The organism is Stenotrophomonas sp. A3_2 (assembly GCF_036624925.1).
Lineage (GTDB): Bacteria > Pseudomonadota > Gammaproteobacteria > Xanthomonadales > Xanthomonadaceae > Stenotrophomonas > Stenotrophomonas hibiscicola.
Window position 1 is genome coordinate 1 of sequence record NZ_JAZKVY010000253.1, and the last position, 22,962, is coordinate 22,962.

Annotated in this window: 25 protein-coding genes, 1 tRNA gene and 1 pseudogene; 15 read left to right on the forward strand and 12 right to left on the reverse strand. The window is 65.7% G+C overall.

Annotation, left to right across the window (positions count from 1 at the left end; genetic code table 11):
* The first annotated feature begins 269 nt into the window (after nucleotides 1-269).
* The 10 genes from ruvB to queC all read left to right on the forward strand — a co-directional run bounded on the left by ruvB (nucleotide 270) and on the right by queC (nucleotide 8,713).
* Nucleotides 270-1,310, forward strand: a complete 1,041-nt coding sequence (gene ruvB / locus R5H29_RS11040) for a Holliday junction branch migration DNA helicase RuvB (RefSeq protein WP_019660129.1) — start codon at nucleotides 270-272, stop codon at nucleotides 1,308-1,310.
* Nucleotides 1,300-1,731 carry a tol-pal system-associated acyl-CoA thioesterase gene (gene ybgC / locus R5H29_RS11045; RefSeq protein WP_019660128.1) on the forward strand — a complete coding sequence of 144 codons (432 nt, stop codon included), beginning with the start codon at nucleotides 1,300-1,302 and terminating at the stop codon, nucleotides 1,729-1,731. The genes ruvB and ybgC overlap by 11 nt, the downstream gene beginning before the upstream one ends.
* 10 nt (nucleotides 1,732-1,741) lie before the next feature.
* Nucleotides 1,742-2,521 (forward strand): protein TolQ, encoded by a 780-nt coding sequence (gene tolQ, locus R5H29_RS11050; protein WP_005410752.1) that lies wholly within the window; start codon nucleotides 1,742-1,744, stop codon nucleotides 2,519-2,521.
* A 24-nt stretch (nucleotides 2,522-2,545) separates the two neighbouring features.
* Complete coding sequence (gene tolR / locus R5H29_RS11055) at nucleotides 2,546-2,974, forward strand: protein TolR (protein WP_332329177.1); 429 nt, start codon at nucleotides 2,546-2,548, stop codon at nucleotides 2,972-2,974.
* Entirely contained in the window at nucleotides 2,964-4,019 is a 1,056-nt protein-coding gene (gene tolA / locus R5H29_RS11060) for a cell envelope integrity protein TolA (protein ID WP_332329178.1), read from the forward strand. The genes tolR and tolA overlap by 11 nt, the downstream gene beginning before the upstream one ends.
* A 285-nt stretch (nucleotides 4,020-4,304) precedes the next feature.
* Complete coding sequence (tolB, locus tag R5H29_RS11065) at nucleotides 4,305-5,624, forward strand: Tol-Pal system beta propeller repeat protein TolB (protein WP_019660126.1); 1,320 nt, start codon at nucleotides 4,305-4,307, stop codon at nucleotides 5,622-5,624.
* 64 nt (nucleotides 5,625-5,688) lie between these two features.
* On the forward strand, nucleotides 5,689-6,207 hold the full coding sequence (gene pal, locus R5H29_RS11070; protein ID WP_005418510.1) for a peptidoglycan-associated lipoprotein Pal: 519 nt from the start codon (nucleotides 5,689-5,691) through the stop codon (nucleotides 6,205-6,207).
* A gap of 3 nt (nucleotides 6,208-6,210) precedes the next feature.
* On the forward strand, nucleotides 6,211-7,029 hold the full coding sequence (gene ybgF / locus R5H29_RS11075; RefSeq protein WP_005418509.1) for a tol-pal system protein YbgF: 819 nt from the start codon (nucleotides 6,211-6,213) through the stop codon (nucleotides 7,027-7,029).
* Between the two features lie 238 nt (nucleotides 7,030-7,267).
* Nucleotides 7,268-7,969 carry a 7-carboxy-7-deazaguanine synthase QueE gene (queE, locus tag R5H29_RS11080; RefSeq protein ID WP_019660124.1) on the forward strand — a complete coding sequence of 234 codons (702 nt, stop codon included), beginning with the start codon at nucleotides 7,268-7,270 and terminating at the stop codon, nucleotides 7,967-7,969.
* A gap of 78 nt (nucleotides 7,970-8,047) precedes the next feature.
* The gene (queC, locus tag R5H29_RS11085) at nucleotides 8,048-8,713 is read left to right on the forward strand and encodes a 7-cyano-7-deazaguanine synthase QueC (protein WP_043400548.1); all 666 of its coding nucleotides are present in this window, start codon (nucleotides 8,048-8,050) and stop codon (nucleotides 8,711-8,713) included.
* Between the two features lie 63 nt (nucleotides 8,714-8,776).
* On the opposite strand, the gene R5H29_RS11090 is transcribed toward queC, so the two are convergent.
* The gene (locus tag R5H29_RS11090) at nucleotides 8,777-9,775 is read right to left on the reverse strand and encodes a DUF2268 domain-containing putative Zn-dependent protease (RefSeq protein ID WP_332329179.1); all 999 of its coding nucleotides are present in this window, start codon (nucleotides 9,773-9,775) and stop codon (nucleotides 8,777-8,779) included.
* Between the two features lie 178 nt (nucleotides 9,776-9,953).
* Here R5H29_RS11090 and R5H29_RS11095 point away from each other — a divergent pair.
* Nucleotides 9,954-10,029, forward strand: a tRNA-Lys gene (locus R5H29_RS11095).
* Between the two features lie 271 nt (nucleotides 10,030-10,300).
* A pseudogene (locus R5H29_RS11100) lies at nucleotides 10,301-10,629 on the forward strand (transposase); the annotation flags it as partial.
* Here R5H29_RS11100 and R5H29_RS11105 read toward each other — a convergent pair.
* From R5H29_RS11105 to R5H29_RS11120, 4 genes are all read right to left on the reverse strand, one after another.
* On the reverse strand, nucleotides 10,605-11,285 hold the full coding sequence (locus tag R5H29_RS11105; RefSeq protein ID WP_332329180.1) for a hypothetical protein: 681 nt from the start codon (nucleotides 11,283-11,285) through the stop codon (nucleotides 10,605-10,607). The pseudogene R5H29_RS11100 and the gene R5H29_RS11105 overlap by 25 nt on opposite strands.
* Before the next feature lie 163 nt (nucleotides 11,286-11,448).
* Nucleotides 11,449-11,958 (reverse strand): hypothetical protein, encoded by a 510-nt coding sequence (locus R5H29_RS11110; protein WP_180877694.1) that lies wholly within the window; start codon nucleotides 11,956-11,958, stop codon nucleotides 11,449-11,451.
* Between the two features lie 132 nt (nucleotides 11,959-12,090).
* Complete coding sequence (locus R5H29_RS11115; protein ID WP_180877711.1) at nucleotides 12,091-12,270, reverse strand: hypothetical protein; 180 nt, start codon at nucleotides 12,268-12,270, stop codon at nucleotides 12,091-12,093.
* 356 nt (nucleotides 12,271-12,626) lie between these two features.
* Complete coding sequence (locus R5H29_RS11120; RefSeq protein ID WP_227854159.1) at nucleotides 12,627-12,965, reverse strand: hypothetical protein; 339 nt, start codon at nucleotides 12,963-12,965, stop codon at nucleotides 12,627-12,629.
* A gap of 173 nt (nucleotides 12,966-13,138) precedes the next feature.
* On the opposite strand from R5H29_RS11120, the gene R5H29_RS11125 reads away from it, so the two are divergent.
* Together R5H29_RS11125 and R5H29_RS11130 are read left to right on the forward strand one after the other, a co-directional pair.
* Nucleotides 13,139-13,978, forward strand: coding sequence for an alpha/beta hydrolase-fold protein (locus tag R5H29_RS11125; RefSeq protein ID WP_180877692.1), 840 nt, complete (start codon nucleotides 13,139-13,141; stop codon nucleotides 13,976-13,978).
* Nucleotides 13,979-14,060: 82 nt separating this feature from the next.
* Nucleotides 14,061-14,999, forward strand: a complete 939-nt coding sequence (locus R5H29_RS11130) for an alpha/beta hydrolase-fold protein (protein ID WP_332329181.1) — start codon at nucleotides 14,061-14,063, stop codon at nucleotides 14,997-14,999.
* 76 nt (nucleotides 15,000-15,075) lie between these two features.
* Here the strand turns inward: R5H29_RS11130 and R5H29_RS11135 are convergent, their stop codons facing one another.
* Nucleotides 15,076-15,498 carry a response regulator gene (locus tag R5H29_RS11135; protein ID WP_021203157.1) on the reverse strand — a complete coding sequence of 141 codons (423 nt, stop codon included), beginning with the start codon at nucleotides 15,496-15,498 and terminating at the stop codon, nucleotides 15,076-15,078.
* Nucleotides 15,499-15,590: 92 nt separating this feature from the next.
* Complete coding sequence (locus R5H29_RS11140; RefSeq protein WP_332329182.1) at nucleotides 15,591-16,358, reverse strand: type II CAAX prenyl endopeptidase Rce1 family protein; 768 nt, start codon at nucleotides 16,356-16,358, stop codon at nucleotides 15,591-15,593.
* Between the two features lie 150 nt (nucleotides 16,359-16,508).
* Between R5H29_RS11140 and R5H29_RS11145 the strand changes: the two genes are divergently transcribed.
* Nucleotides 16,509-16,817, forward strand: coding sequence for a zf-TFIIB domain-containing protein (locus R5H29_RS11145; protein WP_111098887.1), 309 nt, complete (start codon nucleotides 16,509-16,511; stop codon nucleotides 16,815-16,817).
* Between the two features lie 86 nt (nucleotides 16,818-16,903).
* Here the strand turns inward: R5H29_RS11145 and R5H29_RS11150 are convergent, their stop codons facing one another.
* The 5 genes from R5H29_RS11150 to recQ form a co-directional block, all read right to left on the reverse strand.
* Complete coding sequence (locus tag R5H29_RS11150; RefSeq protein WP_332329183.1) at nucleotides 16,904-17,416, reverse strand: GNAT family N-acetyltransferase; 513 nt, start codon at nucleotides 17,414-17,416, stop codon at nucleotides 16,904-16,906.
* A gap of 81 nt (nucleotides 17,417-17,497) precedes the next feature.
* Nucleotides 17,498-18,523, reverse strand: a complete 1,026-nt coding sequence (locus R5H29_RS11155; protein WP_134731878.1) for a copper resistance protein B — start codon at nucleotides 18,521-18,523, stop codon at nucleotides 17,498-17,500.
* Complete coding sequence (locus R5H29_RS11160) at nucleotides 18,520-20,331, reverse strand: copper resistance system multicopper oxidase (protein ID WP_329859466.1); 1,812 nt, start codon at nucleotides 20,329-20,331, stop codon at nucleotides 18,520-18,522. The genes R5H29_RS11155 and R5H29_RS11160 overlap by 4 nt, the downstream gene beginning before the upstream one ends.
* 75 nt (nucleotides 20,332-20,406) lie before the next feature.
* The gene (locus tag R5H29_RS11165; protein WP_134731874.1) at nucleotides 20,407-20,787 is read right to left on the reverse strand and encodes a CopL family metal-binding regulatory protein; all 381 of its coding nucleotides are present in this window, start codon (nucleotides 20,785-20,787) and stop codon (nucleotides 20,407-20,409) included.
* Nucleotides 20,788-20,982: 195 nt separating this feature from the next.
* Nucleotides 20,983-22,788 carry a DNA helicase RecQ gene (gene recQ / locus R5H29_RS11170; RefSeq protein ID WP_332329184.1) on the reverse strand — a complete coding sequence of 602 codons (1,806 nt, stop codon included), beginning with the start codon at nucleotides 22,786-22,788 and terminating at the stop codon, nucleotides 20,983-20,985.
* Nucleotides 22,789-22,962: the final 174 nt, after the last annotated feature.

Consider the following 22,962-nt stretch of genomic DNA (forward strand, 5'->3'; position numbering starts at 1 on the left):
AACGGTCGGCCCCCACCAACGCCGAACGCCGGTCCGACAGACCGCAGGAAACTGTCGAAGGCGGGGTGGGTCCGGTTGCGGGGGCGTGAGCGCCATGGATGGCGCGACCGAGCCTACATGGACGTATTTACGGCGTCCCCCGCAACCGGACCCACCCCGCCATCCCCCAGGAAGCCCGCTTCGGCTGTTGCTCTGGATGTTGCCGTTGCCTCTGCGGGTGCCGGGCGCAGCCCGGCCGAATCACCCCGCTTTTGCCGCATAATCAGCACATGACCGACGACCGCATCATCGGCGCCGGCGCCACCCGCGAGGATGACGCCGCCGACGCCAGCATCCGCCCCAAGCGCCTGGCCGACTATCTCGGCCAGGCCCCGGTGCGCGAGCAGATGGAGATCTACATCGAAGCGGCCAAGGGGCGCGGCGACGCGCTCGACCACGTGCTGATCTTCGGGCCGCCCGGCCTGGGAAAGACCACGCTCAGCCACGTCATTGCCAACGAACTGGGCGTGGCCCTGCGCGTGACCTCCGGCCCGGTGATCGAGAAGGCTGGCGACCTGGCTGCGCTGCTGACCAACCTGCAGCCGCACGACGTGCTTTTCATCGACGAGATCCATCGCCTGTCGCCGGTGGTGGAGGAAGTGCTGTACCCGGCGATGGAAGATTTCCAGATCGACATCATGATCGGCGAGGGCCCCGCTGCCCGCTCGATCAAGATCGACCTGCCGCCGTTCACCCTGATCGGTGCCACCACCCGTGCCGGCCTGTTGACCGCACCGCTGCGTGACCGCTTCGGCATCGTCCAGCGGCTGGAGTTCTACAGCGTCGAAGAGCTGACCCGCATCGTGCGCCGTTCGGCGGCGATCCTGGCCATCGACTGCACCGCCGATGGGGCAGGGGAGATCGCGCGCCGCGCGCGTGGCACCCCGCGTATCGCCAACCGCCTGCTGCGCCGCGTGCGCGACTACGCGCAGGTAAAGGCGGGCGGCCACATCGACGAGGCCGTGGCACAGGCTGCGATGCAGATGCTGAAGGTCGACCCGGAGGGCTTTGATGAGCTCGACCGGCGCCTGCTCAGGACCATGGTCGACTACTTCGATGGCGGCCCGGTCGGCATCGAATCGCTGGCCGCGGCCCTGTCCGAGGAGCGTGGCACGCTGGAAGACGTGGTCGAGCCCTACCTGATCCAGCAGGGCTTCCTGGTGCGTACCGCGCGTGGCCGCATGGCCACCCACAAGGCTTACCGGCACATGGGCCTGAAGCCGAAGAACCCGCCGCAGGACCTGTTCGCGGAGGTTCCCGATGTTGGTTGAGCCACTATTCAGTTGGCCGACACGCATTTACTGGGAAGATACCGACGCAGGCGGCGTGGTCTACCACGCCCGCTACGTGGCCTTCATGGAACGGGCCCGGACCGAATGGATGCGTGCGCTCGGCTACGGCCAGGAGCGCATGCGCGCCGAGCATGGGATGGTCTTCGCGGTGCGCTCGATGCAGATGGATTTCATCAGGCCGGCACGGCTGGATGACACCCTGCAGGTGAGCGCCCGTCTGGTCCAGCTGAAGAAGGCCAGCATGGTCTTCGACCAGCAGATCCTGCGCGACGGCGAATTGCTGCTGTCGGCCCAGGTCCGCATCGCCGCACTGGACGCGGCCAGTTTCCGCCCGCGTGGCATGGACGAGGCCGTCCTTGCCGTGCTGCAACCCCACCTCCACCCCGAATCCGAACACTGAGGAACAACGGATGATCGCAACGCTCCTGGCCCTGCAGGCCACGGTCACCGAGGCACTGCCGGCCGACGTCAGCAACGCCGCGACACAGACCCTTGCCCAGGCCACCACCGGCGGCGGCATCAACTACCTCGAACTGATGGCCAAGGCCAGCCTGCCGGTGAAGATCATCGTGCTGCTCCTGCTGGTCGGCTCGTTCGTCAGCTGGGTGATCATTTTCCGCAAGGCACGCGTGTTCAAGCAGGCCACCCGCGAAGCCGACGAGTTCGAGAACCGCTTCTGGTCCGGCGCCGACCTGGGCAAGCTGTACAGCGCCGCCACCGACCGCAGCCGCAGCGTGACCGGCCTGGAAGCCATCTTCGAAGCCGGTTTCCGCGAGTACACCCGCCTGCGCGACAAGCGCCGCCTGGACGGCCGTGCGCAGCTGGAAGGCGCGCAGCGTGCCATGCGTACCACCTACACCCGCGAAGTGGACCAGCTTGAGCGCAACCTGGAACTGCTGGCCAATATCGGCTCGACCGCGCCGTACGTGGGCCTGGTCGGTACCGTGTTCGGCATCATGGTGACCATGCACGACATGATCAGCAGCGGTGCGCAGGCCGGTATCGCCGCCGTCGCGCCGGGCATCTCCGAAGCGCTGTTCGCCACCGCCATCGGCCTGTTCGTGGCGATCCCGGCAGTGTGGGCCTACAACCGCTTCACCACCCGCGTAGAGCGCATGTCGGTGCGGTTCGAGACCTTCGCCGAAGAGTTCAGCTCCATCCTGCAGCGCCAGAGCGCTGGCGACGAGTAAGCGCCTGACCCGGGAGTCCAAGCCATGTCCGCTGCCATCGGCCGCCGAAAGCGCCGCAAGCTGAAATCGGAAATCAACGTCGTCCCCTACATCGACGTCATGCTGGTGCTGCTGATCATCTTCATGGTCACCGCGCCGCTGCTCACCCTGAGCTTCGACGTCGACCTGCCGCAATCCAACGCCAAGGCGCTGGAAAGCAAGCAGGACCCGGTGATCGTCTCGGTGCGCCAGGACGGCCAGCTCAGCCTGAAGCTGCCCGACGCCAAGGAACCGGCCGCCGTGTCGGCCGAGGAACTGGAAGGCCGCCTGGCCGGCATCGCCGCCCAGGACAAGGGCGTGCGCGTGATCGTCGCCGCCGACCGTGCCGTGGCCTATGAGAAGGTCATCGCCGCGATGGATGTGATCAAGCGCGCCAAGGTAGACAAGGTAGGCCTGTCCACCGATGCACGCTGACGCCCTGCCACCTTCGCGGCAGCGCGAACCCGGCTGGGGCCTGCCCCTGGCACTGGCACTGCTGGTGCACCTGCTGGTCGCGCTGGTCTTCATCGTGGCCTGGTTCTGGTCACCCGAGCGCAACACCGATGCCGCCGCCGGTGACCCTTCGGTGGAGGCCAGCCTGGCGCTGTCCGCGTCTGAGGCGTCCGCCGCGCGCCAGGCCCTGCGCCAGTCGGAAAAGCTGGAAGACCTGCCGCCGCCGGTGGCCGAGCCGGTTCCGGTGCCGGAAGACACCATTCCGCCGCCACAGCCGATTCCCGAGCCGCGCCCACAGGACGCCCCCACGCCGCAGCAGCAACAGGCACAGGAGCGTGTCGCGCAGCCGGATACCAAGGACCAGGAAGCGGTGAGTGCGCTGGCCATCTCGCAGGAGAAGGCCAGGCAGGAGCAGGAAGCCAAGCGCCGCCAGGAGCAGATCGACCTGACCGAACGCAAGCGCCAGGAAGAGGCCGAGCAGAAGCTGCGCCTGGCCAAGCAGCAGGAAGAAGACGCGAAGAAGAAGCTGGCCGATCAGGCGCGTCAGGCCGCGGACAAGGCCGAGGCCGAGAAGCAGAAGAAGATCGCCGAGATCCGTGCCCGTCGTGAGCAGGCCGAGAAGGAAGCCAAGCTGGCCGAGCAGAAGCTGCGCCAGGTGGCTGCTGCGCGCAATGCCGCCGGCAGTGCCGCCGCCGGTTCCAGCGGTGCGTCCCAGCCGGCTGCCGGTGGTGGTGGCAACAGCGATGATCTTTCGGCCAAGTACGCCGCGGCGATCCAGGCCAAGGTGCTGTCGCAGTGGGTGCGGCCGGACACGGTGCCGCTGGGCCAGCGCTGCCAGATCACCATCACCCAGATTCCGGGTGGCACAGTGATGCAGGCCAAGGTCAGCCCGAACTGCCCGTACGACGAGGCCGGCAAGCGTTCGATCGAGGCCGCCGTGCTCAATGCGCAGCCGTTGCCGTACCGCGGCTTCGAGTCGGTGTTCGCGCGCACGCTCAACTTCACTTTTACCGCCCAGGATCGCTGAGGCGGGCAGGGCAGGGGGGGGGCTCGGGCCACTCCTGCCCATGGATGTCGCGCTTGCCTCTGGTGTGCTCGGTTTCGGCCGGGCAGGCTTTAGGCTTCTGTCGAACACCGCCCCGCTGGGCGGAGTGACCGGGGCAGGCAGGTGCGATGTTAGCCACGACGTTAACGGTGCGTGAGAGGACGGGCTGGAACTGACCCGGAATTCACGTACCCTTGGTTCATGATTGCGAAGCGGTTCACTCCTGCTTTGCTATCCCTCGTTCCGGTTTCCCCTATTGAGCGCTCCATGAAAAAGATGCCTCGCTGGCTTGCCGTGTTTGCGGCCCTGTTGCTGCCCTTTGCTGCCGTCGCGCAGCAGAAGGGGCTGGATATCGACATCATCGGCGGCAATGCCTCCGCGCTGCCGATCACCATCGTGCCGATGCCCTACCAGGGTTCGTCGGCCGCTCCGCAGACCGACGTCGCCGGCGTGGTCCGTGCCGACCTGGAGCGTTCGGGCCAGTTCCGCACGCTGCCGGAAGCGCAGATCGTCGAAAAGCCGGTGCGTGGCGGCGACATCCAGTTCGCCACCTGGCGCGCGCTGAAGCAGAACTACATCGTGGTCGGTCGCGTACTCGACGCCGGTGCCGGTGCCTACCGCGTCGAATACGAACTGTTCGACGTGCCCAAGGGCGAGCGCCTGCTGGGCCTGGCGATGACTGCCCGCGGCAACGCCATGCGCGACGTCGCCCACCAGATGGCCGACGCCATCTACGAGAAGATCACCGGCATCCGCGGCGCCTTCTGGACCCGCATCGCCTACGTGACTGCCAGCGGCAAGGGCGACGCCATGCGCTATGCGCTGATGGTGGCCGACTCCGACGGCTTCAACCCGCAGACCATCGTGCGTTCGGCCGAGCCGCTGCTGTCGCCGTCGTGGAGCCCGGATGGCAGCAAGCTGGCCTACGTCAGCTTCGAGCGTGGCAATTCGGCCATCTACATCCAGAACATCGGCACTGGCGCGCGCGAGCTGGTCACCAGCTTCCGTGGCATCAACAGCGCCCCGGCGTTCTCGCCGGACGGCCGCAAGCTGGCCCTGACCCTGTCGCGTTCGGGCAACCCGGAAATCTACGTCATGGACCTGGGCAGCAAGCAGCTGACCCAGCTGACCAACCACTTCGCCATCGATACCGAGCCGACCTGGGCACCGGACGGCAGCGCGGTGTACTTCACCTCCGATCGCGGCGGCCGTCCGCAGGTCTACAAGGTCGGTGCCGGTGGCGGCAGCGCCGAGCGCGTGACCTTCCAGGGCAACTACAATGCCAAGCCGTCGGTGTCCTACGACGGCAAGAAGATCGTCGTCGCCCAGGGTTCTGGCAACAGCTACAAGATCGCGATGATGGACAGCTCGCTGGGGTCGCCCCGCTGGAGCACGCTGTCCCCGGGTTCGCTGGATGAATCGCCGAGCTTTGCGCCCAACGCAAGCATGGTGCTGTACGCCGCCCGCGAAGGTGGCCGTGGTGTGTTGTATGCCGTTTCGGCCGATGCGCGGGTTCGCCAGCGCCTGGTCCTGGCTGACGGTGATGTGCGCGAACCGGCATGGTCCCCATACCGTACCCAGCGCTAAAAGAGTGTTAATATTTTCGTTGTCTTGAACCCCTCATCGGCTTAGGAGCCACAAAGGTATCGCCATGAACAAGTCCACCCGCGTTCTGCTTGTTTCCCTGCTGTCTGTGGCCGTCCTGGCCGGTTGCTCGAAGAAGGTGAAGGAAGAGCCGGCAGCCCCGGTCGACACCGGCACCTCGACCACCACCCCGACCGGTCCGTCGACCTCCGGCCTGTACGGCCCGGGCGACCTGGACACCGACGCTTGCCTGCGCCAGCGCGTGGTCTACTTCGACCTGGACAAGGAAGACGTGAAGCCGGAATTCCAGGCCATCATGGCGTGCCACGCCAAGTACCTGCGTGACCGTCCGTCCTCGCGCATCACCCTGCAGGGCCACACCGACGAGCGCGGTTCGCGCGCGTACAACCAGGCCCTGGGTGAGCGTCGTGGCAACGGCGTCAGCTCGGCCCTGCAGGCCAACGGTGGTTCGGCTTCGCAGCTGACCGTCGTGTCCTACGGTGAAGAGCGTCCGGTCTGCACCGAGTCGAACGAGTCCTGCTGGTCGCAGAACCGTCGCGTCGAAATCGTCTACACCGCGCAGTAATCCATGCGCATTGGCATCAAACTGATGCTGGTCGTTGCGGCAGCCCTCGTGGCTGCCGCACCGGCGCACGCACAGCGACAGAGCCTGGCTGACCGTGTCGGCGCGCTCGAGCAGCAGATGTACAACAACAGTGCCAACCAGGACCTGTTGAACCAGATCAATCAGCTGCGGCAGCAGGTCACCAGCCTGCAGGCCTCGATCGAGCAGTTGCAGCACGACAACGCCCAGCTCAAGCAGTCCGCCCAGGACCAGTACCTGGATCTGGACAGCCGCCTGAACCGGTTGGAAGGGGGCAACGCCGCCCCGGCCCTGCCGCCCGTTCCGGCGAGCGCGCCCAAGGCCGCACCGGCCCCGGCAAAACCCGCAGCGGCGGCCACTTCCGAGCGGCCGCCTTCCGTCCATGGTGATGCCGGCAGCCTCGCCGCCACCGGTGACGAGCGCACCTCCTACAACGTTGCCTTCGATGCCTTGAAGGCCGGCAGGTACGACGATTCGGCGCAGCTGTTCCTGAGCTTCCTGGAGTTGTACCCGAATGGCGTCTACGCGCCGAACGCGCTGTACTGGCTGGGCGAGAGCTACTACGCCACCCGCAATTTCCCGATGGCCGAGGCCCAGTTCCGAGAGCTGCTCTCGCGCTATCCGACTCACGACAAAGCCGCGGGCGGCCTGCTCAAGATCGGCCTCTCGCAGTACGGCGAGGGCAAGGTAGACCAGGCCCAGCAGACGCTGGAGACCGTCGTGGCGCAGTACCCCGGCTCGGACGCCGCGCGCACCGCGCAGGACCGTCTGCAGTCCATCCGCCTGGGCAAGCAGATCCGCTGATCCGCTGACCGGGCGTACAATGTGTGCCCTGTAGAGCCGAGCCCATGCTCGGCTGCTTTCGTTTCCGGACCGGCAAACCCGCCCGGATCCGGTAGCGCCGGGCCATGCCCGACGGCTCGCGTCACCGGCAGGGATATGCCCGTTTGGTTGCTGTTGTAGAGCCGAGCCCACGCTCGGCTGCTTTCGTTACCGGCCACGGTAGCCCACCCGCCACGTGTCCCACCAAGAAGTGCCCGCCATGACCGCCGTTACCCCGTCCAGCGCCGCCGCCACGCCCAGTGAGATTGTGCAGTCGCCCCTGCCACGCCTGAAGATCACCGAGATCTTCACCTCGCTGCAGGGCGAAGCCGATACCGCCGGCTGGCCGACCGTGTTCGTGCGCCTGACCGGCTGCCCGCTGCGCTGCCAGTACTGCGATACGGCCTATGCCTTCCATGGCGGCACCTGGTGGGACATCGACGACATCGTGGCCGAGGTGCTGGCCCAGGGCGTGCGCCACGTCTGCGTGACCGGCGGCGAGCCGCTGGCGCAGAAACGCTGCCTGGTGCTGCTGCAGAAGCTGTGCGACGCCGGCATGGACGTCTCGCTGGAAACCTCCGGCGCGCTGGACGTCAGCGCGGTGGACCCGCGTGTATCGCGCGTGGTCGACATCAAGACCCCGGGGTCGGCCGAAGTGGCGCGCAACCGCTGGGAGAACCTGCCGCTGCTGACCGCACGCGACCAGATCAAGTTCGTCATCTGCAGCCGCGAGGACTACGACTGGGCCAAGGCCCTGGTCGCCGAGCACGAGCTGGTGAAGCGCTGCACCGTGTTCTTCTCGCCCAGCAAGGGCGAGATCACCGCGCGCCAGCTGGCCGACTGGATCGTCGAAGACCGCCTGCCGGTGCGCTTCCAGATGCAGTTGCATAAAATCCTGTGGAACGACGAGCCGGGCCGATGAGCCCAGGCAACGTTCCCTGATGTAACTCCGGCGCGGGACAGCGTGCTGGCTTTCCCCTCCCAACCGGATGTTTTACCCATGAAGAAGGCAGTCGTGCTTCTCTCCGGCGGCATGGATTCAGCCGCCGTCATCGCCATGGCCCAGGAACAGGGCTTCGCCGTGCATGCCCTGAGCGTGCGCTACGGCCAGCGCCACACCTCCGAACTGGACGCCGCCGCCCGCGTGGCCAAGGCCCAAGGCGTGGTCGCGCACAAGACCGTGGACGTGGACCTGCGCAGCATCGGTGGCTCGGCGCTCACCGATGACATCGACGTGCCCGAGGCCGGCGGTGCCGGCATTCCGGTCACCTACGTACCGGCGCGCAACACCATCATGCTGTCGCTGGCCCTGGGCTGGGCCGAAGTGCTCGGCGCCAACGACATCTTCTGCGGCGTCAACGCGGTGGATTATTCCGGCTATCCGGACTGCCGCCCCGAGTTCGTGGCCGCGTTCCAGGCGCTGGCCAACCTGGCCACCAAGTCGGGCGTGGAAGGTGCGGGCATCAAGGTACACGCGCCGCTGCAGTTCCTCAGCAAGGGCCAGATCGTCAGCGAAGGCGTGCGCTTGGGCGTGGACTTCGGCCTGACCGTGTCCTGCTACAACGCCGACGCCAACGGCGCCGCCTGCGGCCACTGCGATGCGTGCCGCCTGCGCGCGCAGGGCTTCACCGAAGCCGGCGTGCCGGACCCCACGCTGTACGCTTGAGGTGATGGGGCTGATGCCCCAATGGTGGGTGCGAACCGTTGGTTCGCACTCTCTGTCCCGGCGCTACCGGCGGCTGGAGTCTGGTAGTGCCGGCCGCTGGCCGGCAGCCTCATCAGGCAACCACCCCGATGCCTCGATGAACGCCCGCACCGCCTTCGGATCGGCATAGTCCAACTCGATCATCCGCGCGATACCGGCCTTCTCGTCGGCCTGCTGGCGCATGTACTCCTGCGCGATGCGATACCCGGCGTAGTACCCCACATCACTCACCCCGAATGGATTGCGGCCGTTGTTGTACAGCCAGTTGTCCAGGTCATCGCCGTCCATTTCAGCGACAAAACGCGCGCGGATCTCCTCCTCGTGCGCGGGCCCGTAGCTGTACAGTGGCAACGCCGGCCGGCGCCCACTCAGCCGTTCGGCCACATACTCCGCCACGCCTTCGCGCACCGCGTACTGCGCCAGGCTGCCGGTAGTCTCGCGCTGCTGGGTATGCACGTACTCGTGCAGGTTGTTCTGCGCATTGTTCGCCCCCGGACGGCTGTCGTAGAAGATCCGCAGGCGATCGCGCATTTTCGCCGGCAACTCGCTCACGTCCACGCGCTCATCGCCCAGCGCCATCTCGGCACCGATCAGCACCTTGTCACCGAGCGCGGTGCCGCCGGTGCGCAGCACACCGACTGCGTAGGTGATGGGGGCCGGGCGCAAAGCCGGGTAGAGCGCCCGGAATCTGGAAAGATCCCATTCCAGGGTGGCGCTGGCCTGCTGCGCGTTGGCGGTCAACGGCCGAACCGACGTCCAGAAGCGCGGCCACGCACGCATGGCCTCGGCGTATTCGCGGGCGGTATAGTTGCGGACCTGCGTCAGCGCATGCAGGCCGGGGCTGCCTGGATCAATGTAGCGCTCCTGCACGAGTGCGACCTGGCGTTCAACGTCGGGCTCGGCGCGCACCGCGTCATAGGTGGCCCAGAAGCGGCCGATGTCGTCGGTGACGACCTGGGATGGGGTGGCCAGTGCCGTACAGGGCAGCAGCAGGGCGGCAACGAGGCAGAGGGGCAGGCGCATCCGTGGCTCCGGGGAAGGATCACAGATGGGATGCGACGACGGCCCGGAAGGTTTAAGCGGGCTCGCCAGATCGGGTAGTGCTGGCCGCTGGCCGGCAACCTCGACGCAGCGGGGTTTCACCCGGCCCGGCAAAGTAGGGTAGAATGCCCACCCCGCCGAAAGGCTGGGGCAGTGCAATGGGCCGTTAGCTCAGTCGGTAGAGCAGAAGACTTTTAATCTTTTGGTCGAAGGTTCGAATCCTTCACGGCCCACCAATTGCATCAATGACTTAGGCGTCCTGTGGGGCGCCTTTTTCTTTTGCTCCTGAAAACCCTACCGAACACTTCGGGAGAGATGCAGGTTTCACGACAGGCAAGCGATGATCGTATCTATCGCGCATGGCGGCGCTCTTGTGCCCCCGACGTCCCTCAGGTTTTGAGTAGCACGGCGATTTGGAGTTCAATCCCCGACAAGCCGGAGATTGGACATGAAGAACGCTTTTCCGAAGAACAGATCATCGGCTTCCCACGCGAGGCAGAGGCCGGCATGGCGGTGAAGGACCTGTGCCGTCGACATGGCTTCAGCGAGGCCTCGTACCAACTGTGGCGCAGCAAGTTCGGTGGCATGAGCGTGCCCGACGCCAAGCGGTTGAAGGACCTGGAAGCCGAGAACGTCCGGCTGAAGAAGTTGCTGGCCGAGCAGCTGTTCGAGAACGATCTGATCAAGGACGCGCTGCGAGAAAAGTAGCGGACCCGCCGGTGCGGCGTGCGCTGGTGCGGCAGTGGGTGCAGCGCGGGGCAAGCGAGCGCCGTGCCCTGGCGATCATTGGGATGAGTGCCAGCGCGCTGCGCTATGTCCGGCGCGAGGATCGCAACGTTAAATCCTGAGGTGCAGTAGCTATTGTTGGATTGGAGGGGGCGCCGCCAACAACATACTCCGCGTTGACTGACTTCGGCATGTTGGGGCGGACGTCAATCTTGAGACCGGTGACTCTTTCAAGCTTCTTGATTGTATCCTTCAACTCTTCTGCTTGGCGGCTGTCGCCGTTTGTGTCAATCAGCACCCGTTCTTCGCCTGGAAACCCAGTCGTCCCCGTGATGCCTGGTATGGCGCTGTGAAAAAGAGGTCTGTGCTTAGCAAGGAGCACGTAAAACTCGTCCTGGGTGTACTTGTGACCAACCTCGAACACCACGCGGGTCGTCGCGCTCTCGGTGTTGATCGTTCGATCCGCGACTGGATCTGGCCCCTTGAGTTGCACCAGGATGTGTTGATCTGGCGCGTCTTTGATCGACAGTTCCGTCAGACGATCTGCGAACTCGATACGCAACGCTTCAATATCCGACATCACCTCACCTTGAACCGCTAGGCGCGTGATTGCTTCGTCTATCGAGACTGAGGGGTGTTCACTCATATAGCTGTGAACCTGAATCTGCATCTCCTTGCCTTCCTGCGTGTCAGCGTCAGGCACCTGCGCCAAAGCACAGGTGGATACAAGAAGTGCTGCGGAGCATCCTAGAATCTTCCGTTTCATGCGACATCTCCAGAGTCTGTAACAAATCATCGAGGCGTTGACATGCATCGATGCGCGAGCCTAGCACTGTCTCCCCTCGGGCACTGAGACGTAACTCACAAGCTTCAGTGGAATGATTGTGCACCCTGATGTCTGTACTGTGGGGGTGTTCGTATACGCGTCTTTAGATGTGCTGAAGCACTTCATAGATTAGGCGATTGGTCCCTTGCCTAAGAATTTCGTACACACCCAGCCGCTCCTGCTGCTCGCGAAACAAGTCAATCATTTGCTCCACTTCATTCCGGCTGTATGAGTTGTACTTCCTCATAGTGTCCAGCTGCATGAAGTCGTCGGCGTATAGGTTGTCGATAGTGGCGACTTCGATGACGGCATCCTTGCCGCCGAAGATTATATCCACGGTCTTTCTTGCCATTGGCTGGCTACCAATGTGGATTTGATAGTTGCGAAGCATCCGCATGAAATGAAGAAGTGGACTTGCGCTGCTCGTAATCCTATAGGCGTGTCCTGCGTTATTCATTGCTTCTTCTATGCCCACGAATTCGGTCAGCGCGGCCCGCACATGCATTGCTACGTGGAGGGCGGCTGGCACCCCGTCGCGAATTGGGATATCTGAGCCGCCCGAAAGAAAGAGCATATAAAGGGCGGACGTCGCCCTCTCGTAAAGCTGAGGCACTTGTTGCAGCGCGCTGAAAGGACTCTTCCGTGCGGTGGGTAGTAGCCGCGCTGGTCAACACCGATGTTAGGTTGCAAATGGCCCTGCATTGCAGGGCCCATTGCGTTCTTGCGCCGCCTTTTCAAGCGCGTGTTAGTAGTAGGGGCGCTGGGGATCGTCCATCGCCATTTGCAGCTCATCCATATGTTCAGGGTCGGGGTTGAGCCAAGTGTCCAACCATTCGCTCTTGAGGTTGATGACGGTGCGATCGTGGCCCGCCTCAGCCACTTCCGGCATTGGGTCATCGGTCACGGCGGGGGGGCGTCGGGACATCGCCAAGATTCTGGAATGGCAGGAGAGGGTCCGGGGCAACCGGCTGGCCAAGGCCGACCAGGATCCGTCATTCGGGGGGATGGGGTAGGCCTTGTTGAGGCAACTGGAGGGGGAGGAAATCCGTTCCGCAAAATTCCTGCGCCCGTTGTGGCTCAAGGCTTACAAGCGCCCGCTTTAAAGATTGAAGTGGAACGAGTGGCGGCGTAACCAATTGAAAGTAATGAAATTACCCAGTTACGCTTAACCTTTTGGTCGAAGGTTCGAATCCTTCGCGGCCCACCATTGCATCCCATGACCCAGGTCATTCAGAAAGGCATCGCAATGCGGTGCCGTCTTTGTTGCCTGGTCAAGGGCCTCTACTTCGTCCGCATTCCCTTGGCTTTCGCGGCCGCCGCGTCGGCAGCTTCTTGTGCAGCCGTCGCTGCCGCATTCGCGGAACGCACGGCTTCCGCTTGAGCCGCGTCAAAGTCAGCCCGGCGCTGCGCGCTGATCCGGCGTTCCAGTTCTGAATATGCGACGTGGCTCTCCGGATGCTTCGCGACGCAGGCCTGCTGCAGCAGCGGGATCGCGTGGTCGGACAATCCCGGTTGGAGGTGGGCGAGCAGGCAGTCCGCATATGCTGCGGATGCTGGCGGAGTGCTGCTGGCCTGAGGTGAGGCGGCGGCAAGGGCGGTGGCGATCAATACACTCAACATGGGAACCTCCTTGTGGATATGAGCGTGGCGGTGACCAGTCCGTGAGCCATGGTGCGCGTTGCATGACCATCACCGACTCCATGGTGCTCCAGTTCCGGTCGATCGGCAAAGTGCCGCGAACGACAGTGCCTCCGGCGGTCTATGCTCAGCGCTTTCCCAATATGGACCGCCCCATGCGTCTGATCGTGCTGTCGCTGTTGTTGTCCGCTGTCTCCGCCGCGCCGCTGATGGCTGCAGAAACCGCGCCGCCCGCTGCCGCCTCGCCTTTGGCCATCGGCGAGACCTTCACCATCGGGTCGAAGGCGCTGGGCGAAACCCGCCGCATCAATGTTTACCGCCCGCAGCCGTGGGGCCTGGATCCGAAGGCGCCGCTGCCGGTGCTGTACATGGCCGATGGCGGCATCGGTGAGGACTTCCTGCATGTGGCCGGGCTGGTGCAGGTGCTGAGCGGCAACGGCAGCATGCGTCCGTTCCTGCTGGTTGGCATCGAGAACACCGAGCGCCGCCGCGACATGACCGGCCCCAGCAACGACCCGCAGGACCGGAAGATCGCGCCGCGCATTGGTGGTTCGGCGGCCTACCGCGCGTTCCTGCGCGAAGAGCTGATGCCGCAGGTGCGCCAGCGCTACCCGACCACCGACGAGCGCGCGCTGATCGGTGAATCGCTGGCCGGCCTGTTCGTGGCCGAGACGCTGCTGCAGGAGCCAACGTTGTTCAACAGCTACATCGCGCTGGACCCCAGCCTGTGGTGGAACCGTGGCGCAATGCTGGCCGGCGCAGCCAAACAGCTGCCGGCGGTGACGCGTGCGCAGCCGCGCGTATTCCTGGCCAGCAGTGGGCAGCCGGAGCTGGCCGCATCCACTGCACGACTGGCCGAGTTGCTGCAGCAGGCTTCGCCGTCGCCGCTGGTGAAGTACCTGCCGTTGCCGGAAGAAACCCACGCTACGATCTATCATCCGGCCGCATTGCAGGCGCTGCGCACACTGTTCCCGGCGCCGCCGGCCTCGCCCTGACCGCACTGGCAGTGGATTGCGCACCATGCAAGGATGCGGCAGCGGCGCCATCCGGTGCGCCGCCCGCAATGGGAGCGTGTGGATGCAGCGTGTGCGTGGATGGAGTGTGGCGGCCTGCCTGGCCGTGAATGGCTGTGCGATGTCGGTGGCGCCACCGGCAACGCAGAATGAAGCGAAGGAGAGCCCGGCCGCCGCAGTGTCGGGCGTGGTGCTGCCGGATACCGAAGCGCTGCGCGTGCACGATCCGATCGGCCGCGATTATCCGGTCTGGGTAGCACTGCCGGCTGACTACGCGGCGCATCCGGAGAAGCGCTATCCGGTGCTGTACGTGACCGATGCGCTGTACAGCTTCCCGCTGGTGCGCAGCGTGCGCAACATGGTGGGGCAGAAGGGCGTGAACCTGGAGGATTTCATCCTGGTCGGGCTGCCGCCGCAGGAAGGCCTGACGTCCAAGCAGAGCCGCTCGCGCGATTACACGCCCAGCGATCCGGCGCGGACCGATCCGCGTGACTACAGCGACGACGTCAGCTACGGCGGCGCGGCGCACTACCGCGATTTCCTCGCTGAGCAGGTGCTGCCGATGATCGATGCGCGCTACCGCACCGATCCGGCGCGGCGTGCCTATGCGGGTCATTCCTATGGTGGCCTGCTCGGCGCCTACGTGCTGACCACGCGCCCGGATATGTTCCGCACCTACATCCTCTCCAGCCCATCACTGTGGTTCGACGACCATCGGGTGCCGCGCATGCAGGCCGAGGCCAAGGCGCCGGCGCAGCCGACCACGGTGGTGCTGTCGGTGGGCAGCTTTGAAACGGTCAAGCCCGAACCGCGTTATTTCACCCGCAACGACATGCTGCGCCACAACGCAGAATTCGCCGAGCAGCTGCGCAGCAGCGGGCGATCGTTGAAGGTGGAGAACATGGTGATCGATGACGAGGATCACTTCACCGTCTACCCGGACACGATCACCCGTGCGCTGCTGAAGGTGTTTCCGGGTAGCGGGCCGTACAGCAGCGGTTGATGATGGGCGCCATCCACGCATGGCGTGGATCTACAGGGCCATTGCAGTAGATGCACGCCATGCATGGATGAACGCCTCAGGCCGCCTGTGCATCCGGCCCGGTCAATACGCCCACATCGGCATGCCGGAAGCACAGCCGGATGGCGTCGAGCAGCTCGCTCATGTTGTACGGCTTGGGCAGGAAATGGATGCCGTCGCGCAGCTGCGGCAGCACCTGGTGCTGGTCCATGCCCGACGTCACCAGGATCGGCAGCTGGGGATACAGGCCGCGGACCCGGTTGGCGGCTTCGATGCCACTGATTGCACCCAGATTGACGTCGGTGAACAGCAGATCGAAACGCTCACCGGCGGCCAGTAGGCCCAATGCCGCTTCGGCAGAGCTCACGCCCGCCACGTGGCAGGCCTGGCTTTCCAGCGCCAGCCGACTCAGTTCGCGGGTTTCCTCGGCGTCCTCGATGAGCAGGACGCGGGGTTCGACGTGGCGCTTGGACAGCAACATGACGCGACAACTCCGGACAGCAACGGTGAAATGGCGCGCAAGTATGCGCAAGCCAGTAGTGATCCCGACGTGCACGGCAGGCTAAGCGGGCGTTACAGGCTTATCTGGCGCCGGAGCCGCACGTGCCAGGCCAGCACCGCGACCGCGAGCAGGGCGGTGCCGATGCGCAGACCGGTGGCCTGCCAGCCCAAAGCGACGGCGTCGTCGAGGCTGAACACATTCCAGGCCAGGTTCATCGAAACGTGCAGGGCCAGGCCGCACCACAGCGTGTCGCCGTCGAGGTGGTCGAGCCAAGCGAAGATGAAGCCACCGAGGGCCATCACTGCGCCGACGAACAGCGCGATGCCGCCACCGTCGAACCCGCCGAAGCCGAGCCAGTGCACCATGCCGAACAGCAGCGCCTGCGGCAGTGCAAGCCATGGCCAGGGGCCGCGCACGATCTTCACCAGCAGCACGAAGCCCAGGCCGCGGAAGAGTACTTCCTCGGCCAGCGGGAACAGCACCGCCAGCATGGTGGCATCCAGTACGGTCAGTGCCTTGTTCGGTGTACCGAGCAGCGCCAGGCCCAGCCAGCAGGGCAGGCTGGCCAGCAGTACCCACATCGGGCCGCTCCAGCCGTTGCCGCGCAGCCCCAGGCTGGCCATCAGGCCCATCCCGCGTGGCCGCAGCAGCGCGGCCAGCAGAAGTGCCACGAGCTCGGCCAGCGCGTTGTCGAGCAGGCTGCCGCCGTAAGCAATGGGCAAGGCGGGAATCGGCGTGCCTGCGGCGGCTGCGATGTCGCGCAGATTCAGGCCAACGCCAACGCCGAACAGCACCAGCAGCAGGCGCGCGGCGCTGGGCAGGCGGGACAGGACGGTCATGGACGCACTCCCTGCGGAACCAGCTTGCAGTGTGGAAGATGGCGAGGGACGCTGGCACGCGCCGGAAGTCCCTGTGCTATCGGTCATGTGTTGCCGCACAGTCATCACAGGGCAGGTACAGTCGTTACCAGACCGACAGGAGCAATGCCGATGCTGTGCCCCGTGTGCAAGACCCAGACCCTGCAGATGGCCGAACGCCATGGCATCGAGATCGACTATTGTCCTGGCTGCCGAGGTGTGTGGCTGGATCGTGGCGAGCTGGACAAGATCATCGAACGTGCGGGCGCCGGTGCTGCGGTACCTCCGCCAGCGCCCGTGCAGGCTCAGCCGGCGTCCGCGCCGCCACCGGTGATGCACCGTGATACCCGCCACCTCGGCCAGCGCTACGAGGACAACCGTGGCCACGGCTACAAGAAAAAGAAGAAGGAGAGCTTCCTCTCCGAGTTGTTCGACTTCTAGGCGCTTCGCTCTCTGTAGAGTCGAGCCATGCTCGACTGGCTGTTGCCGCCAATAGCCGAGCATGGCTCGACTCTACAAAGACGTGATCACGGCCGCCGAAGGATAAACTCGCGGTCGTGGGTATCGCCGACGATGAAGTCGTACTCGCCCACTTTGCTGCAGCCATAGCGCGCGTAGAAGCGCTGCGCGCCGAAGTTTTCTTCCCATACGCCCACCCACGGGGTGCGGCGGTGCGGCCGGTCCAGCCAGGCCATGAACGCGTCCATCATGCGTGCACCATGGCCGCCGTTCTGGTGTGCAGCCAGAATGTAGAACCGCTTCAGCTCGATGTCACCCTCGCGTGCATCCGTGTGCGGCAAGGTGTTGGCACCGGCGGCCAGATAGCCGACCACGGCGTCACCGTCCAGCAACAGCCAGATGGCACTGCGTGGGTCGGACAGTTCGATGCGCTGCGGTTCGCTGCTGTAGTGCGCCTGCAGGAAATCGTGCAGCTCCTGCGGCGGATAGGAATCGCCCCAGGTTTCGTTGTACGTGGCGATGGCGATCGCCGACAGCGCATCGACATCGGCAAGGGTGGCGCGGCGGATCTGCAACGACATGGCGGTGCCTGCATTGGAACGTGGCGCAGTGTAGCCGGCCCCGGCGGCTGCCGGGGCTGGCCATTGCTCACGAACCGCTGCTCAGAACCACATGCGCACGCCCGCCACCCAACGCGTGTCGCGCGCGTGGTCACCGGCATAGTCGGCGGTGTCGCCAAACGTACGTTCGTGGCTGATGCCGATGTACGGCGCGAAGCGACGGCTGAACTCATAGCGCAGGCGCAGCCCGGCTTCGACCTTGTTCAGTCCGCGACCAATGCCGTACTCCGGTTCATCCTTGGCCGCAACGGTGGCTTCCAGCAGCGGCTGCAGGATCAGGCGGTTGGTCAACAGCACGTCGTACTCGACCTCGGCCTTGGCCAGCACCTGGCCGCCGGAGCCCATGTACAGCGTGGCCGAGCTTTCGAACTTGTACGGCGCCAGACCCTGGATGCCGATGGCCGCCCATGTGCGCGAGTCGGACGGGCGGAAGTCCTGGCGCACGCCGACCAGCACGTCCCACCACGGCGACACGCTGCGACCATACAGTGCTTCCAGTGACGACGATTCGGTGCGGCCGCGGCTGCGTTCGCCATCGGTGCGCAGCCACAGGCGGTTGATGTTGCCGCCGATCCAGCCGGTGGCTTCCCAGGCCTGGCCGTTGCTGCTCTTGCCATCCCAATGCTCAAGCCGGTCGATCAGCAGCAGGCTGTTGATCTCCGGCGCGTGTTCCATCGCGCCATGCGCGATCGGCGGGAAGGCGGCGGCGCGGTCGGCATCAGTCGGGACCGGGATCGGTTCGCGCGGTTCGGTGGGTGCAGGCGTGCCGTGGCCCATCGCCCCGTGGTCCATCTGCGAATGGTCCATCGCCGCTGGCTGCATCGCGCCATGGTCCATCTTCGAGTGGTCCATCGTGGAGTGGTCCATGCCGGCGTGATCCGCCGCACCCATGTCCATCTCCGAATGATCCATCTTTGAATGATCGACCGTTTCGGCCGGGGTCTTCGCGCTCTTCGCAGGCACGTTCATCGCGCCCATGTCATGGCCGGCGTGCGACTGCGCGAACACCGGCAACGCGGCGGCCAGGCCCAGGGCCAGCAGGCTTGGGGAAAGCAGTGAGCGGCTCATTCTTCGATCCTCACTTCGCGCATCATGCCCGCTTCCATGTGGTACAGCAGATGGCAGTGATAGGCCCAGCGGCCGAGCGCGTCGGCGCGCACGCGGTAGCTGCGGCGTGTACCGGGTGGCATGTCGATGGTGTGCTTGCGCACCTGGAATTCGCCTTGTGCGTTTTCCAGATCGCTCCACACGCCGTGCAGATGGATCGGGTGCTGCATCATGGTGTCGTTGACCAGCACGATGCGCATGCGCTCGCCGTAGTTCAGCCGCAGCGGCTCGGCGCTGGCGAACGGGATGCCGTCGAACGACCAGGAGAATTTCTCCATGTGGCCGGTCAGGTGCAGCTCGACTTCACGACTGGGCTCGCGACCATCGGGGTCTTCGAACAGGCTGCGCATGGCGCCGTAGGTCAGGACCTTGCGGCCGTTGTCGCGCAGGCCGATGCCGGGGTCGTCCAGCTTCGGTTCGGTAGCCGAACTCTGCATGTCCACCAGCGGGTTGTTGCGCTCGCTGGGCGGGTGCTTTGGCGCCTTGCTGGCGGCATCACCGCCGCCATGCGCACCGTGGCCCATGCTGGCGCCACAGCCGCCTTCCATGCCCTTCATCGCGGTCATGTCGTGCCCGCCATGACCGCCACCGCCCATGTCATGCCCCATGTCGCTCATGGTCAGCAACGGGCGCGGGTCGCGTGCAGGGATCGGCGCCTGCAGGCCATGGCGTACCGCCAGCGTGCCGGCAGCGAAGCCGGTGCGGCCCATGTCCTGGCAGAAGATGGTAAACGCGTCCTGGCCGGTGGGCTCGACCAGCACATCGTAGGTTTCGGCGGGAGCGATGCGGAATTCATCGATGCTGACCGGATGGATGTACTGGCCATCGGCGGCGACCACGGTCATCTTCAGGCCGGGAATGCGCACATCGAAGTAGGTCATCGAGGCGCCATTGATGAAGCGCAGCAGTACCTTTTCCCCGCTGCGGAACAGCCCGGTCCAGTTGCCGGCCGGGGCGGTGCCGTTCATCAGGTAGGTGTAGGTGTGCGCGTTGATGTCGGAGATGTCGGTGGGCGTCATCCGCATCCGGCCCCACATGCCGCGGTCGGACAGCGCGGCCGACCAGCCGTCACGCTTCGCATCGCGCAGGAAGTCGGGCAGGGTGCGCTTGTAGTAGTTGTCGTGCTCGGCAAGCTTCTTCATGCGGCGGAACAACGCACCCGGGTCCATGTCGGTCCAGTCGGACAGCAGGATCACGTGCTCGCGGTCGTGGTGGTACGGCGCTGGCTCGGCCGGATCGATGATCAGTGCACCGTACAGGCCGGCCTGCTCCTGGAACATCGAATGGCTGTGGTACCAGTAGGTGCCCGACTGCTTCAGCTGGAAGTGGTAGTGGTAGGTCTCGCCGGGGCCGATGCCGTTGAAGCTCAGGCCGGGCACGCCGTCCATGTTGGCCGGCAGCAGGATGCCGTGCCAGTGGATCGAGGTCGGGTGGCGCTCCAGCGTGTTGCGCACGAACAGGTCCACGGTCTGGCCTTCGCGCCAGCGCAGAATCGGTGCCGGCAGCGAGCCGTTGACGGTGATCGCCGGGCGGGTGCGGCCGGTGAAGTTGGCCAGCGATTCGCCGATGGCCAGTTCGATGCGGGTATCGCTGAGCACGGCCGGGGCGCCGGCCAGGCGCGGGGCGGCCGTGGCGGCGGCGAGCGCGCGCTGCGGCACGCCGACAGCGGCGATGCCGGCAACCACGCCACCGGCGGCCAGGCCCTGCACGAACAGGCGGCGCGACGGCATGGGCACAGCGCCCGGGCCGGGGGGAATGCGGGTATTCATGGTGGTGACTCCAGACACGTAAAGACGCCGGCAGGCCGCCGGCTACGGTGCGCAGGGCGCACGGTGCGTGTGGAATCAGCCGATGGGAGGGCGTGAGATGGGCGGCAGCGGCGGCGCCGGGCGGCCTGTCGCCGGCATCGGCTGTGGTGCCAGCGACAACGCCGGGCCCGCCAGGTACGGCAACGGCTGCACCACCAGCAGCGGGTGCTGGGCGCAACTGCGCACGCAGTCCTTGATCTGGCAGTGGGCGTCGTGGGCGGGGGCCTTGGCCTGCGGGGCCTCGTCGGCCTGCATGGCGGCGTGGTGGTGGCAGTCGGCATCGCCGCCATCAAGGGCGGCTACCGCGTGGGCCATCCGGCCCATTTCCTCGTGACCACTTGCCATGGCCGCGTTCAGCCCGTTGAGCAGCAGGCTGAGCATGAGCACGACACGGAGCAGGGTCGAGGCGAGGGACATGGCGCTAATCTAGCCGCAAGCGGCCGTGGATGCACCTCCGGCTGAATGGGCGGTTCAAGGTTGGACCTGCACCAGTGTAGAGCCTAGCCCACGCTCGGCTGCCGTTCACGCAGAAGCAGCCGAGCGTGGGCTCGGCTCTACAGGGGGACGAGCGCACGGTTGGCGATGGGGAGGCGCCTGGCCAGGCGCCCGGCGCTACCCCTCTTCGCGCACGATCTCGACCAGGCGCGGGCCGTAGCGGCTCAGCTTGGTGCCGCCGATGCCGCCGACCCGTGCCAGTTCATCCAGGCTGGTCGGGCGCTGCTCGGCGATGTTGCGCAGGGTGCTGTCGTGGAAGATCACGAAGGCCGGCACGTTCTGTTCGCGGGCCAGTTCGGCGCGCAGACCGCGCAGCGCGTTGAACAGCGCCAGATCCTGCGGCAGCACAGACAGGCCGGTGCGCTGCGCGCTTCGCTCGCGCCCGCTGGCGCTGCTGGCCGGGTCGCGGCGCATGCTGATCTGGCGGCGACCGGTCAGCACGTCGCGGCTGGCATCGGTCAGGCGCAGGCCACCGTGGCCCTCGCTGTCCACTTCCAGCAGGCTGGCGGCCACCAGCTGGCGGAACACGCTGCGCCAGGTGCGCGCATCCAGGTCGCGGCCGATCGCATAGGTACTGAGCTTGTCGTGGCCCTGCTGCTTCACCTTCTCGTTCTCGCTGCCGCGCAGAATGTCGATCAGGTGGCCGACGCCGAAGCGCTGGCCACTGCGGTAGACACAGCTCAGCGCCTTCTGCGCCGGAATGGTCGCATCCCACGAGGCCGGCGGCGTCAGGCAGTTGTCGCAGTTGCCGCAGGGCTGGGGATAGGTCTCGCCGAAACCGGCCAGCAGCACCTGGCGGCGGCATTGCATGGATTCGCAGTAGCCCAGCAGGTGGTCGAGCTTGCCCCGTTCCAGCTGCTTGCGTTCTTCGCCCGCCTCGGATTGTTCGATCATCTGCTTGAGCAGTACCACGTCGCCCAGGCCGTAGCACAGCCAGGCTTCGGCAGCTTCGCCATCACGACCAGCGCGGCCGGTTTCCTGGTAGTAGCCTTCCATCGACTTGGGCAGGTCGGTATGCGCCACGAAGCGCACGTCCGGCTTGTCGATGCCCATGCCGAAGGCGATGGTGGCGCACATGACGATGCCGTCCTCGCGCAGGAAGCGGCGCTGGTTGTTAGCGCGCACCTCCGGCGGCAGGCCGGCGTGGTAGGGCAGGGCGTTGAAGCCCTGGCCGCACAGGAATTCAGCGGTCTCCTCGACCTTGCGCCGCGACATGCAGTAGACGATGCCGGCCTCGCCACGGTGGCCGCGCAGGAAATCGGTCAGCTGCTTGCGGGCGTTGTCCTTCTGCACCACGGTGTAGCGGATGTTGGGGCGGTCGAACGAGCTGACGAAGTGGCGCGCTTCCTGCAGATCCAGACGCTCGGCGATCTCGCGCTGGGTCGGCGGGTCGGCGGTGGCGGTGAGCGCGATCCGCGGAATCTGCGGCCAGCGCTCGTGCAGCACGGTCAGCTGGCGGTATTCCGGGCGGAAGTCGTGGCCCCACTGCGACACGCAGTGGGCTTCGTCGATGGCGAACAGGGCGATCTGGCTGCGTGACAGCAGCGACAGGAAGCGGCCGGTCAGCAGCCGCTCGGGGGCGACATAGAGCATGTCCAGCTCGCCGGCCAGCAGCTCGCGTTCGACGCGGCCGGCGGTCTCGGCATCCAGGGTGGAATTCAGGTACTCGGCATGAACGCCGAGCTGGCGCAGGGCTTCGACCTGGTCCTGCATCAGCGCGATCAGTGGCGAGATGACGATGCCACATCCGTCACGCAGCAGGGCCGGCACCTGGTAGCACAGCGACTTGCCACCGCCGGTGGGCATCAGCACCAGGGCATCGTGACCGGCAGCGACATGCTCCACGATGTCCTGCTGCGGACCACGGAAATCGTCGTAACCAAAGACGCGTTGAAGCAGGTCGTGCGCGGGACGGGAAGGCATCCGGCTAGTTTACCTCCCGGAGGCGGCGGCAGGGCTGCGCCCTGCACCTGCTACAAGCCAGAGCAACGTCCAAGGCAACAGCCGGCTCTGGGGTGTCTGCTGGCTGGGCGGGGCGGTGTGGGCTTGCAGGACACGCCGTAAACCCGTCCTTGGGGGCTCGATGGCGCCATCCAT

Excerpts from the sequence above, each read along its gene's own strand:
- ruvB (WP_019660129.1), top strand. The coding sequence starts at position 270 with ATGACCGACGACCGCATCATCGGCGCCGGCGCCACCCGCGAGGATGAC.
- R5H29_RS11120 (WP_227854159.1), bottom strand. The coding sequence starts at position 12,965 with ATGTTGAGTGTATTGATCGCCACCGCCCTTGCCGCCGCCTCACCTCAG.
- tolR (WP_332329177.1), top strand. The coding sequence starts at position 2,546 with ATGTCCGCTGCCATCGGCCGCCGAAAGCGCCGCAAGCTGAAATCGGAA.
- R5H29_RS11155 (WP_134731878.1), bottom strand. The coding sequence starts at position 18,523 with ATGAGCCGCTCACTGCTTTCCCCAAGCCTGCTGGCCCTGGGCCTGGCC.
- R5H29_RS11105 (WP_332329180.1), bottom strand. The coding sequence starts at position 11,285 with ATGAAACGGAAGATTCTAGGATGCTCCGCAGCACTTCTTGTATCCACC.
- recQ (WP_332329184.1), bottom strand. The coding sequence starts at position 22,788 with ATGCCTTCCCGTCCCGCGCACGACCTGCTTCAACGCGTCTTTGGTTAC.
- R5H29_RS11115 (WP_180877711.1), bottom strand. The coding sequence starts at position 12,270 with ATGTCCCGACGCCCCCCCGCCGTGACCGATGACCCAATGCCGGAAGTG.
- R5H29_RS11125 (WP_180877692.1), top strand. The coding sequence starts at position 13,139 with ATGCGTCTGATCGTGCTGTCGCTGTTGTTGTCCGCTGTCTCCGCCGCG.
- R5H29_RS11150 (WP_332329183.1), bottom strand. The coding sequence starts at position 17,416 with ATGTCGTTGCAGATCCGCCGCGCCACCCTTGCCGATGTCGATGCGCTG.
- queC (WP_043400548.1), top strand. The coding sequence starts at position 8,048 with ATGAAGAAGGCAGTCGTGCTTCTCTCCGGCGGCATGGATTCAGCCGCC.
- R5H29_RS11090 (WP_332329179.1), bottom strand. The coding sequence starts at position 9,775 with ATGCGCCTGCCCCTCTGCCTCGTTGCCGCCCTGCTGCTGCCCTGTACG.
- R5H29_RS11160 (WP_329859466.1), bottom strand. The coding sequence starts at position 20,331 with ATGAATACCCGCATTCCCCCCGGCCCGGGCGCTGTGCCCATGCCGTCG.
- R5H29_RS11130 (WP_332329181.1), top strand. The coding sequence starts at position 14,061 with ATGCAGCGTGTGCGTGGATGGAGTGTGGCGGCCTGCCTGGCCGTGAAT.
- R5H29_RS11140 (WP_332329182.1), bottom strand. The coding sequence starts at position 16,358 with ATGACCGTCCTGTCCCGCCTGCCCAGCGCCGCGCGCCTGCTGCTGGTG.
- R5H29_RS11145 (WP_111098887.1), top strand. The coding sequence starts at position 16,509 with ATGCTGTGCCCCGTGTGCAAGACCCAGACCCTGCAGATGGCCGAACGC.
- ybgF (WP_005418509.1), top strand. The coding sequence starts at position 6,211 with ATGCGCATTGGCATCAAACTGATGCTGGTCGTTGCGGCAGCCCTCGTG.
- tolA (WP_332329178.1), top strand. The coding sequence starts at position 2,964 with ATGCACGCTGACGCCCTGCCACCTTCGCGGCAGCGCGAACCCGGCTGG.
- tolB (WP_019660126.1), top strand. The coding sequence starts at position 4,305 with ATGAAAAAGATGCCTCGCTGGCTTGCCGTGTTTGCGGCCCTGTTGCTG.
- R5H29_RS11135 (WP_021203157.1), bottom strand. The coding sequence starts at position 15,498 with ATGTTGCTGTCCAAGCGCCACGTCGAACCCCGCGTCCTGCTCATCGAG.
- R5H29_RS11165 (WP_134731874.1), bottom strand. The coding sequence starts at position 20,787 with ATGTCCCTCGCCTCGACCCTGCTCCGTGTCGTGCTCATGCTCAGCCTG.
- pal (WP_005418510.1), top strand. The coding sequence starts at position 5,689 with ATGAACAAGTCCACCCGCGTTCTGCTTGTTTCCCTGCTGTCTGTGGCC.
- tolQ (WP_005410752.1), top strand. The coding sequence starts at position 1,742 with ATGATCGCAACGCTCCTGGCCCTGCAGGCCACGGTCACCGAGGCACTG.
- queE (WP_019660124.1), top strand. The coding sequence starts at position 7,268 with ATGACCGCCGTTACCCCGTCCAGCGCCGCCGCCACGCCCAGTGAGATT.
- ybgC (WP_019660128.1), top strand. The coding sequence starts at position 1,300 with ATGTTGGTTGAGCCACTATTCAGTTGGCCGACACGCATTTACTGGGAA.